Raw genomic sequence first — 12,389 nt, forward strand, 5'->3', positions numbered from 1 at the left:
GCCTGCCCTACTTTCGGGTGCTGACGCCTCGTTCCAGGGATCCGGCGGCGATGAGAGCGGTACCTGCTTCCTCGTGGCCGGTCAGGGAGAGGATCGCACCGGCGGTGCAGCAGGCTGCGGACAGTCCGACTGTGGCCCAGGCGAGGGCGTTGTGGGAGCGCGGCTGCTCCGTGGGGGCCTCGTCCGGCGTGTGCGGCTCGGTCGGCGGCGTTCCGTGCGACTGCGGGTCATCCGAGGCATTGTTTGTGGTGGACATGGCAAGCCTTCGCTTCTTGGGCGTGTTGCGGCACGCGGTGAATGGGTGAAGGGACCATGGCCCGGCGGGGAGTTAGCTGCGCAAGCCCTCCGGTTGTGTCCGGTGGTGCCCCGGATATGGACGAGACCGCACCCTGTGGGAGGTCGATCGGTGTCGGGGACGGTTCCGCCCCTGACGCGGGTGAGGAGCGCCGGCGTGGAACACCTCGCGCTGGGAGCCACCGCGGAGCCTCTCCCCGAAGTCGGCTCCCAAAGCAGGGCGACAAAGCAGAACAGGCCCGGTGCTGATCTCTCAGCACCGGGCCTGACCTGGTGTTCTTCTGTCGGGGTGGCGGGATTTGAACCCACGACCTCTTCGTCCCGAATGAGGTTCGGCTACCACCCCTGCCGGCATGAATCCTGTTTGCCCTGGTCAGGTGGGTGGTCTCGCTTGGTCTCACGCCGTATGGAACGGGCTTGGGGAGTGGGTCGGCTCCCAAACGGCTCCCAAACGGCTCCCACGGCGTTTCCTACCAGCTCGGGCGAGGACCTTCATGCCGGCAACCGTGCGACGTTCCCGTTCACTTGGCCCATCCTCCTGTGCCACCGAGTCGGTGTCGTCTCGGCTCTCGCTGAGTGACCCGTCGACACCGACCCGTGACGTACCTGCGCCTTACAACTTGTGAAGGTTTGGCGTAGGTTTCTATCCTCCTGCTTCGACGACCGATCTGGTAATAACCGGTCGGTCTGTCAGTGGATGCGTCTACAGTCCGTGGCAGGTCGGTGGTGTGGTGGGTGACACACCGTCGGTGAACATGGTGATCGACGTTTCAGGAGCCATGCAAGTGCGGCTTTGGCAGTGGTGCGTTGCTGTGTCGGCAGCGGGGGCGGTGTAGGCGTGGCGACGAATCGAGCCGGTTGGATTCCCGACGAGCGTCTGGTTCGCGAGGTCGACGACCTCTTCGAGCGGGCGACCAACTCGTATCGTGCGAACTCGCACCTGATCGCGGAGCATGCCAATCAGGAGGAGTCCATCCGAGTCGGCGGTTACTCGAACCGCACGCTACTGGAGCTCGTGCAGAACGCGGCCGACGCGATGTCGGGAGCCGCCGAGCACGAGGAGGGGGCCGGGCGGGTCGAGATCGTCCTCGACCTCGATCGCCAGACCTTGTACTGCGCGAACGCCGGGCGTCCGTTTTCACGTAGCGGCCTGACCACGCTCGCGCACGCGCACCTCAGCGGTAAGAGAGGCGATGAGATCGGGCGGTTCGGACTCGGGTTCAAGTCGGTGCTCGCGGTCACCGACGCTCCGCAGGTGTTCAGCCGGTCGATCGCCTTCGAGTTCAACTCTCCCAAGGCGAAGGCGGCCCTCGCGGCGATCGCCCCCGCATCCAGGAGGCTGCCGGTCCTGCGGACCCTGACGCGGATCGATGCCGACGTCGAGTTCGCCGAGGACCCGATCCTGGCCGAGCTGGCGGAGTGGGCGGTGACGATCGTCAGACTGCCGCGCGCGTCGAGGTTGGAGAACCTCCGGAGGGAGATCGAGGAGTTCCGCTCCGAGTTCCTCCTCTTCGTCAACTCGGTGCGCGAGGTCCGGCTCCGGGTCGTCGGCGCCGACGCCGACTTCGTGACGAGCCACGTGTCGCGTGACCTCGGTGACGGTAGGTTCCGCATCGAGCGTCCCGACGGTGACCACGAGGAGTGGTACGTCGAGAATCGGATGCACGCACCCAGCCCCGAGGCTCGGACCGAGGTCGGTGAAGCGGTGTCGCGTGACCGGATGAAGGTCACGGTCGCCATGCCGGCACGGTTCGCCCAACTGAAGACGGGCGGGTTCTGGTCGTATTTCCCGCTCCAGGACAGGACGTCGGCATCCGCCCTCTTCAACGCCCCTTGGAGCGTGAACGACGACCGCACCACGCTGCTCGCGAACACGTACAACCGGGAGATCCTCGTGACTCTCTCCGGGATGTTCCTCGACATGTTGCCGAAGGTTTCGTCCTTCGACGATCCTGCAGCGCACTTGGACTACATGCCTGCACGTGGTCGCGAGACCCACTCGTTCGGCGATGAGATCCTCTGCGTTCATATCCCGCAGCTCGGATGCGAGAGGGCTCTGATCCCCGATGCTGCAGGTGTACTGCGCACGCCGCCGGAGCTCCGTCCTCTCGACTTCCGCGTCAGCGAGGCGTCCGAGCGCGACCACGAAGAGTGGATCAAGTCGCCCCACACCGGTGGCGATGTGCCGCACTGGCGTTGCTACGCCAACAATCAGCGTATGACGCGTCTGCGGACGCTTTACGTGTGCAGTGTCTCCTCCGCCTTCGTCGACTCGCGGCCGAGGGATGAGGCGAAGGCGCTGGAGAAAGTACCCAAGAGAGGCGTCCTGTCGTGGCTGCGCGAGTGGGCGGAGGGGGCCGATGCGGCCTCTGCCGCGAGAGCGCTCGACTTCGTGCTGCGGAATCCCAGAGTCGACGGCATCGGCTCCGCGAAGGTCATACCCACGACTGACGGCATGAAGTCCGTCAAGGATCGCGGTCAGGTCTTCCTCCATCGCGTGGAGGGCATCGAGGTCGAAGGATCGTGCTTCGTCGATCCGGATTTTCTAGCCGTTCCCGGCGTCGAGAAGAAGCTCGGTGACAGGGGCTTCCGGGACCTGGACCCGCTCGCGAAGTTCGAGGCCAGGATGGCCAAGTTGTCGCCGGAGTCGGAGGACGACGAGCTTCCGAAATTCTGGGACGCGGCCGTCGACGTGCCCATAGCGCAGGCGCAGAAGGTCGTGGCGGGCAACAAGGCAGGTTCCCTCAAGGTTCCGACGCGCGACGGCGGCTGGGCGTCGCCCGAGTACGTACTGGACATCGACGGCCTCGGTGACGGCATTGCCGACCGAGTGTTGGACAGGACGAAGTGCGTTCCCCAGCTCGCCCATGCAGCAGGTGTCATCACAGAACCTGTGGCTTCGTACTCGGTCGAAGAGGAGGTCTATTTCGACGACTACTGCCAGTACGTCCTGGACGAGCTGAACCGGAGGCTGGGGCCCGGAGAGCGCCCCGTCGAAGAGGTCGAGTTCGATAGGGGCGACGGTCCGGGTCCGTTCTCGGCGCTCCTGATGCTGAAGGAGGCGGAGGCGCCCGAGGGCATCCGCGAACACTGGACGGAGAGGCTGCTCCGGCTCGACGAGACGGGTCACTGGCTCTGCACGGACGTCGACACGGGGCTCACCCACCGAGTCGCTTCCCCCGTGCGTTGGGCGGTGGACCAGGCTGGCCTGCTGAAGTCGAGCCGCGGTTACCGGGCTCCCGGTCACGTCGTCTCCGCGTCGCTCGTCGAGTACGAGGCCCTGCTGCCTCTCTTCCGCGGACCGCGCCACGTCGAAGACGCCCTGGCACTGCCGAAGGGACTGGACGAGGTTCCGGCGGAAGTCATGCGCGAAGCGCTCCGATCGGAGGTCCTCAAGCCGATCAAGAACGGGGCCCTGACGGGGTTCGTCCTCACTGCCGGCAGGACCGCATTCCCGGACGGGCGTCCGGCACTCATCCCCGCCAGGGTTGGACGCGCCATCGAGGCGAGGCGACCCGACGCGGTGTATTTGGCGACGACCGAAGAAGAACGCGCGTTCCTCAGCATGAGGCAGAAGCCGTACCTCAAGGCGGACCCTGACGAAGCGGAGCTGCTCGTCGAGGAGGTCGGATGTCGTCGGTTCGAGGACAGCTTCTCCTTCTCGCTGCTGGTCGACGGCCGGCAGGGCGAGGAGCGCGTCATCGACTTGTACGCCGGGCTGCGTTCGACGTTCGTCGAGGACAAGGTCGTGAACGCGACCGTGGCGAAGGCCGTCCAGATCACGAAGCGCGTGACCACCGAGGACGGCGTCGAGGACCAGACGCTCGAGTGGCATCTCGAGGGGCTGACTCTTGTGGTCCATGCCGACCTCGACGAAGAGCGCGTTCTGCAGATCGTCAACGGCGCGTTCGACCTGCGTCTGTCGAACGCCGAGCTGAGGGACATCCTCCGAGCACGTGCAGACCAACGTCTGGAGGAACAGCGGCAAGCCGCCCGTGCCGCAACCGGTGATGCGGAGCGCCTGGAGATCTTCTTCGGCGACGACACGCTGAAGGAGTGCCTGCCGAAGGGGCTCTGGCAGGCACTCGAAGGGCAGGGCCTGGTGGACGACTCCACGTCCGTTGCGGAGCTCTTCCTGACGGTCTACGGCAGCGACTCGATCAGATTCCTCAAAGATCAATTCAGCGTCGAGGGGTACACGGACGTTCCCACGGCGTGGGCGGGGGGAGCGTCGACCGTCGCCTGGCTCCGGAAGATGGGATTCGGCACGCAGTATGCCGGACGCCGCGGTCGGCACCAGGACGAGGAGTTCGTCGTGCCCGGTGCCGTGAGGCTCAACCCTCTGCACGATTTCCAGAAGGAGATCAGCCGGGAGCTGAAGGAGGTTCTGACGTCCCGGGAAGCGGACGGGCGCGCACGCAAGGGCATGGTGGAACTTCCGACGGGAGCCGGAAAAACTCGCGTCGCCACCGAAACCGTGCTGCGGCTCTTCGTCGACGGCGACGTGAGCGGAACCGTGATCTGGATCGCGCAGTCGGAGGAGCTCTGCGAGCAGGCGGTGCAGACGTTCGAGACCGTCTGGCGATGGCTCGGCGACGAGCGTCCGTTGACCATCGGCAGGCTTTGGAACTCCAACGTGGTCCACGAGCCCGATACCGAGTTCAGCGTGGTCGTGGCCACCGACGCCAAGCTCGACAGGGTCGCCGACACCCCCGAGTACGAGTGGCTCAGTCGCGCGTCCGCGGTGTTCATCGACGAGGCCCACCGGGCGGGCGGATCGAAGATGTACACGAAGATCCTCAGATGGCTCGGAGTCGACGGCCGTAGCTGGGAGCGGCCTCTGGTGGGCGTCTCGGCCACCCCGTTCAAGGGGAAGAGCGACGTCGTCACCAAGCCGACGGAGGAGCTGGCGGCCCGCTTCGGCCACCACATCATGAGGGCCTTCGGAGGCAACGCCTACGAGGAGCTGTCGAAGAGGGGCGTCCTCGCGCGGGTTCGACACGAGGTGCTGAAGGGCGTGGACGTCGCACTGAAGCCGGACGAACTCGAGCAGGTGCAGTCCTGGCGCAAACTCGAGCCCAAGGTTCTCGACCGCATCGGGCGGGACCAGGCCCGCATGCGGATCCTCGTGGAGGACATTCTTCGCAGGGACCCGGAATGGCCGATCCTCGTGTTCACTCCGAACGTCCTGTCCGCCCAGGTCCTCGCCGCCACGCTTCGTTACCGGCAGGTCGCGGCCGAGGCGGTCAGCGGCCAGACCGGACGGCAGGCACGCCGTGACGTAATCGAGAAGTTCAAGAAGGGGGAGATCCGGGTCCTGGCCAACTGCGATCTGTTGATCCAGGGCTTCGACGCACCCGGTGTCCGGGCCTTGTACATCGCGAGGCCGACGTTCAGCCCCAGCGCGTACATCCAGATGGCCGGCCGCGGACTGCGCGGCCCCGCGAACGGCGGCAAACCGGAGTGTCTCATCGTGGACGTCGCCGACAACTTCGGGGCGGTAAACGATTTCCTCGGATACCGCGCCTACGAAGACCTCTGGCGAAAGCAGGGAGCATGATCCTGGTACCGGATCTCGCCGACGTCGAGACGACGACCACCAGCAACGCCGAACGGCGGGTGGCGCGACTGCTGCGGGCTATCGACGGGCCCCACGGGGCGGTCGCCTTCCACTCGGTGAAGCTGCGGAGTCATGCGGTCAAGCAGCAGGGGGAAGCCGACTTCGTCGTGCTCTGGGACGGTGTCGTCGTCATCGTCGAGGTCAAGGGCGGGGGCGTCAGGAAGTACGACGGCGTCTGGTACTCCATCGACCGCCACGGTGACTGGAAGAAGCTGCGCGAGTCCCCGATGGACCAGGCGCAGTCGGCGATGTACGCGTTGCGGGACATTCTTCAGGAGGAAGGCGTCGGTTGGTTCGCGACCGAGGCCGTCGCCCTCACCCCCGACATCGACGCGCCTCCGGCCGCGGTCGAGTGGAAGGGGAGCCACTGGTGGGCTAGGGACCAGATGACCACCGCGGCGATGACGGAAGCCTTCGAAAAGGTCGCCGGTGAGGCCAGGACCGCACCCTTCGGAGTCAGGATCGCTCGGTCCGAGACCCTGCGGGCACGCCTCTTCGGCGAGTTCACGCGGATGCCCGTCATGGATGCACAGCGGGGCGCCGTCTTGGAGGAGCAGAACCGGGCGACCGAGGGGCAGGCACGGGTCCTGGCCGCGCTCTCCCGAAACCCGAGGATGCTCGTCTTCGGCGGTGCGGGCACCGGAAAGTCCCTGGTGTTGGTGGAAGGCGCGAAGCAGGAGGCGGGCGAGGGAAAGTCGGTTCTCATCACCTTCCACTCACCCGCTCTCGTCGACTTCTTCGGCCCGCGGATCGAGGGCAGAGACATCGATCTTCTTCCGTTCGCGGACTTGTCAGGTGACAAGCAGTACGACGTCGTCTTCGTCGACGAGGCGCAGGACCTTATGAACGCCGAGGGTATGGACGCACTGGACTCCGTGATCCGCGGAGGTCGCGAGGGCGGTCGGTGGAGGATGTTCCTGGATCCGAACAACCAGGCGCGCGTCGACGGCGAATTCGACCCTGATGTCTGTGAGCTGGTCCAGCAGGAGGCGCTCCAGTACGACCTGGACCGGAACGTCCGCAACACCCGGGCGATCGTCCACGTCGTGCAGGAATACCTGGGCGCCGACGTCGGAGACCCGGGCATCGTCCACGGTGACCGAGTGGAATGGCGGTGGTCCGATGCGACGGCCGACGTCGACGCGGCGGAATCCGTGGCCCGGGACCTCGTCGCGGACGGCGCCCGTCGTCAAGACATCTGGATCATCAACGTCTCCGAGGGTGCCGAGCCTTATAGAAGCGAGGCCGGGTTCCTCGTGACGAACCCGCGGTTCGCCAAGGGGCTGGAAGCAGAGCACGTCATCGTCTGCGGCCTGCCCCGTGAGTACGACGATCGGGGCCTGGCCGCCTTCTACGTGGCAGTCACGAGGGCGCGGGTCACGCTCCACGTGATCGCGTCCAAAGAGGACAAGAAGCGGCTCCAGGCTCTTCTTCGAAAGCAGGTCTGCAAGTGAACCTCACCGTGGCTCAGAAGAAGGCCCTGGAACACCTTCGAGAGTCCTACGTAGGGCCCGAGGCGGGCGATGACGAGGTCACGACGAACCTGCCTCACCGGCAGTACGCCGTCGGCATGCTGTTCCCGGTCGAGGCCGGGAATCGAGGGACTCACGGCGGCGGAGACACGGACGAACACGTTTCCGCCGACGTCACGGACGGCGAGGTGGAGGAGAGCGGCGCCGGGGTCCCCCTGGCAGAGGACTGGAGGCCCTCGTCCGTCGCGATCTCCTTCGTCACCGACGGCGATTCCGTCGACGTCGACTTCTCGTGCGGCACGTACGCCGTCGTCGACGGGGACGGGCCACCCGGATGGCGGCGTACTCCGTTCTCCGCCGGCGTCATCGAGCTCCGGCGGGAGAAGAAGATCGAGCGCCTGTCCGTCGGGGGTGTTTCGGTCGAGGTCGGATCGCGCTGGCGCGTCTTCGGGGGAAACTCGTTGGTCACCGTCCATGTACGGGTTCTGACCGAGTCCACGGGTGACGACCGTCTCGACATCCCCGGGATGCTGTTCCAGGTCCGTCTGGCCGTCACTCCGCCCGCTGGTGCAAAGATCCTGGAGTACGACACGACGCGTTCGTTCGACGCCGATCCGGAAGCCGCCGAGCTGCGTCTGCGGTACCGCAACCGAAAGGTCTACGCGGTCGGGCACGGAATGGCCGCGGACTGGGAGTTCACGGCTGGCCGTTGCACACGGATCTTCCTCGAACCCGTCCCGGCGTTCGTGGTGCCCGCCGTCGAGACCACGGGTTTCGACGAGGGGACGGCCGAAGCCGGGGCCTTGGAGCTGAGGCACCTCCAGCAGATCGACGAGGACCCCGGAGCGGTACTGCAATCGTTGGACGCCTTCGTCGAGGCGTTCGCCGGCTGGGCTTCCCGGCAGATGGAACGGGCGGAAGCGTTCGGCGACGACAAAGCCGTGGCCGTCCGTATCGCCGAACGTTCGGAGAACACGGTCGGCAGGATGAAGAAGGGCGTCGACCTCCTCCGGTCACCGGAACAGCAACATCTCCGAACGGCATTCTCACTCGGCATGGCCGCCATGCGCCTTCAGATGCGGCAGGGGGCGATCAACCGTGGGGAGCCGGAGGACCAGGTTCGGGAACCGGAGTGGCGGCCGTTCCAACTCGGCTTCCTGCTAGTCTCGTTGGCTTCCACCGTTGACGAGAGGCACGAGGACCGGGGACTCGTCGACCTCATCTGGTTTCCGACCGGTGGTGGTAAGACCGAGGCATACCTGGGTCTCGCCGCGATCGAGGTCTTCCGCCGACGGCTCGACCACGGTACGGCCGGTGGGGGAACCGCCGTCATCACCCGCTATACCCTGCGGCTCCTGACCGCTCAGCAATTCCAGCGGGCCGCGGCATTGGTCTGTGCGATGGAGAGGTTGCGGGCCACGGACGGCCGGGCGAAGGGGATGGCGCCTTTCTCGATCGGTCTGTGGGTCGGCAACGAAGTCACCCCCGGTACGCGTGGAGAGGCGCGTGACGCGCTCAAGCGTCTTCAGAAGGCCGCGCGTCCGGAAGAGGCGAACGAGTTCCAGGTCGAGAGCTGCCCGTGGTGTTTGACGCCGATGGTGCCGAAGCTCAGGAGCGACAAGCCGCATGACTACGGCATGCGTCTGGTGGGACCGGACGTCGTACTCCATTGCGTCGACGAGTCGTGCGAGTTCACCGACGGGCTTCCGCTCGCGGTCGTCGACGAGGTGCTGTACGAGGAACCGCCCACGATCCTGCTGGCCACCGTCGACAAGTTCGCACGTCTGCAGTTCAAGCCGGAAGCCGGGAGGCTGCTCGGTCTCGGGACCATTTTCAAGCAACCGTCCGTGATCATTCAGGATGAGTTGCACCTGCTCTCGGGGCCGCTCGGGACCACCGTCGCCGTTTTCGACGCGGTGATCCAGCTCCTGCTGAGCCGGTCGGGGGTCAGCCCCAAGATCGTGGCTTCGACGGCCACCATTCGCGCGTCCGAGGAACAGGTGGGAGGGCTCTACGGACGAAAAGTCGCCCTGTACCCGCCGTCGGGGCTCGACGACGACCGGACGTTCTTTTCCCGCCCCGTCGAGAGCGGAGAAGGGCGTCTCTACGTCGGTTTGATGCCGCAGTCGGTCTCGCAGCCGTCGGCCGTCATCGCCGCCGTCACCCCCATGGTGGAGATGCCCGAGGCACTCGCCGCCCGCGCTCCGTCCGCCGCGCCACGGGACGCGTACTGGACACTGGTCATGTACCACAACAGCCTCCGCGAGCTCGGGCGTACCGGAACGCTGGTCGTCGACGACGTCAACGGCCGTCTGGAGCCTCGTGCCGAAAGGCTCGGTTTCCCGCTGCGTCCCGTCAGGGCCGGAAAGGTCCTCGAACTGACGAGTCGCCGCGGAGCGGAGGAGCTGCCGAACGACCTCCGTGCGCTCCGGATCGGGGTCGACGAGTCGTCGGACGCCGTGGACGTGGTCCTCTCGTCGAACATGCTCTCCGTGGGCATCGACATTCCGAGGCTCGCGCTGATGCTCATGGTGGGGCAGCCGAAGACCACGGCCGAGTACATCCAGGCCACCAGCCGTGTCGGGCGTGGAGACACGCAAGGCGTCGTCGTCACGCTGTTCCGGTCGAGCAGGGCCCGCGACCGATCGCACTTCGAGACCTTCCGCGGTTATCACGAGGCTCTTTACCGGAGCGTAGAGCCCACGAGTGTCACGCCGTGGTCGTTGGCCTCGCGCAACCGCTCGCTCGCCGGCGCACTCGTGGCGCTGTTGAGGCAGTCGTTCAGCGCGCTCGCCCCGAACGACGCCGCGGGTCGGCTCGACCTCGGGGACGACAAGATCCGCGAAGCGGTCGACCGACTCGTCGACGGGTTTCTCGGTTACGTGACGCGCGCCGACGGTCTCGAAGCGGAGGAGACGCGCTCTGCGGTGGGCAGCCTTCTGAGGGATTGGGACCGGCGGGCGGCACAGGCACGCGAGGTGGACGAGCCGCTGTACTACCAGCGCACGAAGAAGGATCAAGCAGCTCTGTTGAAGAGGTTCGGTCAGCCCGGAGAAGGGTGGCTCGTCGGAGACTCGATGAGGTCTGTGGAGCCAAACGTGGCGGTCGAGGTCCAGGAGCCGCAGGAGGAGGTGCACCGTGGAGAAGATCAGGCATGACCTGCGCCTCTCCGAGACGATCTCGCCGTTCGGTGTGGGAGCGATCGTCGACGTCCGGGGTGAGTCGCTCATGGCGCCGGACACGTCCTGGTGGGACAAGAGATTCGCCCATGAGATCAGCTGTGAGCGTCTGATGGCGCGCCTCGGTGCCGGCGTTCTCAGGCAACCGCCGGAACATGCGGGTCGCGCCGGCAAGGACACTCCCGCGTTGCCCTACTGGCGCTTTCCCGCTTGGCGGTTCTGCGAACGCTGCGACAAGCTCTCGAAGCTGACCGGGAAAAAGAAAGGTAAGTGGAGTAACGCCTGTGAGTGTGGCGGCGCCCTCGTACCGATGCGCTACATCGCCGTCTGTGAGAAGGGTAGCCACGCCCAGGACGTCAACTGGTTCAAGTGGGCGCATCGTGGGCGCGGGGCGAGCCTGAGCGAAGCGGTCCGTTTCTGCCGCGATTACAAGGCGCTCAGGTTCCACAAGCTGGCCACCCGTGGCGAAGGTCTCGCGGCGTTGGTGGTGAAGTGCTATGGATGCGGAAACGAGCGCAGACTCGCGGAACTCGTGACGAAGGGGGCTCTGCACCGGGACGGGATCCGTTGCGCGGGGCGGCAACCCTGGGAGCCGGAGGACTCCGTCAAGAAGCCCTGCCCGTACGAGCTGGTCGCCGTTCAGCGCGGTGCCACGGGCAACTACATCGCCGAGAGAATCTCGGCTCTCGACATACCCGAGGAACGTCCGCAGTCCGCGGAGGCGGCCGACAAGATCCGCGGGCACGTGTTCTTCGAGAAGGTGGTGACGGACAACGGCGGGCCCTTGTCGGAGCAGGTGGCGGAGTGGATCGCCGACGATCTCGGAGTTACGTCGGAAACCGTCCTCGCCGTGGCGGCGGGGGAGGAGACCGCACCGGACGAGATGCTGCTCGATCTCAAGGATGGTGAGTGGGCGGCGTTCCTGAAGAAGCTGGACGGTGGACGCGACGGTTCGGGAAGCGACTTCGTCGTCGACGGACGAAGCCTCGGAGGCGTCACAGGGCCGCAGAGTCTGCTCGGCAAGATCAGCGGCATCGGGCAGGTGCGCAGGGTCCGTGAGGTCCGTGCTCTACGAGGATTCCGGCGTCATGACGCAGAAGCGGCGATGATCAGCGTTGATCTGGGCTCGGACCAGCGGCGTTGGCCCACCTACCCGGCGATCGAGCTGTTCGGGGAGGGGATCTTCCTGCGGTTCGACGAGCGGAAGCTCGCCGAGTGGGAGGCGCAACCGGAGGTGGAGGCACGCGCCGGCATCCTCAAGGAGCGCAGGGCCGACTCTCCCTGGGCCGGCCGCCTCGACATGCCGGAACCCAGGTACATCGCCCTGCACACGCTGGCGCACCTGCTTATCCGGCGACTGGCGTTCGCAAGCGGTTATGCATCCGCCGCGCTGCAGGAGCGGATCTACGCTAACTCCGACCGTACGGACAAGACCGCCGGGATCTTGATCTACACCGCGGCGGGGGACGCTCAGGGGACCCTCGGCGGCCTCGTCAGACTCGGGGCCCCCGAGAAGTTGATCCCGCTCCTGGTGGCCGCTCTGGACGACGCGGACATCTGTTCCAACGACCCGGTCTGCATCGAGAGCGATCGGCAGGGAGCCTCGCAGCTGAACCTCTCGGCCTGCCACGGTTGCTCCCTTGTGAGCGAGACCTCCTGCGAAACCGGGAACCGGCTGCTCGATCGACAGCTGGTGCTGGGCGGAAGCGATGTGAGGGGACTCTTGGACGATGTTCTGGCGGAGGTCCGACAGCCCAGGTGATGTGGCCTCCAGGCCGTCATGCGACGCGCAATGTAGGACGGGCCGAAGCGGCTCGTTGCGGA

The 12,389-nt window shown here is 66.2% G+C and carries 5 protein-coding genes; 4 read left to right on the forward strand and 1 reads right to left on the reverse strand.

The genetic code is table 11. From position 1 onward, the window contains the following. Window positions 1-7 precede the first annotated feature (7 nt). Complete coding sequence (locus tag HZS56_RS07395; protein ID WP_216719883.1) at window positions 8-256, reverse strand: hypothetical protein; 249 nt, start codon at window positions 254-256, stop codon at window positions 8-10. Window positions 257-1,132: 876 nt separating this feature from the next. Here HZS56_RS07395 and HZS56_RS07400 point away from each other — a divergent pair. Genes HZS56_RS07400 through drmB form a run of 4 tightly spaced genes read left to right on the forward strand, consistent with a single transcriptional unit; the run spans window position 1,133 to window position 12,327 of the window. Then, window positions 1,133-5,854, forward strand: a complete 4,722-nt coding sequence (locus HZS56_RS07400; RefSeq protein WP_216719884.1) for a DEAD/DEAH box helicase — start codon at window positions 1,133-1,135, stop codon at window positions 5,852-5,854. Beyond that, window positions 5,851-7,368 carry a nuclease-related domain-containing DEAD/DEAH box helicase gene (locus HZS56_RS07405; protein ID WP_216719885.1) on the forward strand — a complete coding sequence of 506 codons (1,518 nt, stop codon included), beginning with the start codon at window positions 5,851-5,853 and terminating at the stop codon, window positions 7,366-7,368. The genes HZS56_RS07400 and HZS56_RS07405 overlap by 4 nt, the downstream gene beginning before the upstream one ends. After that, entirely contained in the window at window positions 7,365-10,544 is a 3,180-nt protein-coding gene (locus HZS56_RS07410; protein ID WP_216719886.1) for a helicase-related protein, read from the forward strand. Before HZS56_RS07405 ends, HZS56_RS07410 begins: the two co-directional genes overlap by 4 nt. Beyond that, a complete protein-coding gene (gene drmB / locus HZS56_RS07415; RefSeq protein ID WP_100455315.1) occupies window positions 10,525-12,327 on the forward strand; it encodes an MrfA Zn-binding domain-containing protein in 1,803 nt (600 codons plus the stop codon). The genes HZS56_RS07410 and drmB overlap by 20 nt, the downstream gene beginning before the upstream one ends. Window positions 12,328-12,389: the final 62 nt, after the last annotated feature.

It is taken from the genome of Streptomyces mayonensis (assembly GCF_018982965.1).
GTDB classification, from domain to species: Bacteria; Actinomycetota; Actinomycetes; order Streptomycetales; family Streptomycetaceae; genus Streptomyces; species Streptomyces mayonensis.

Excerpts from the sequence above, each read along its gene's own strand:
- HZS56_RS07395 (WP_216719883.1), bottom strand. The coding sequence starts at position 256 with ATGTCCACCACAAACAATGCCTCGGATGACCCGCAGTCGCACGGAACG.
- HZS56_RS07405 (WP_216719885.1), top strand. The coding sequence starts at position 5,851 with ATGATCCTGGTACCGGATCTCGCCGACGTCGAGACGACGACCACCAGC.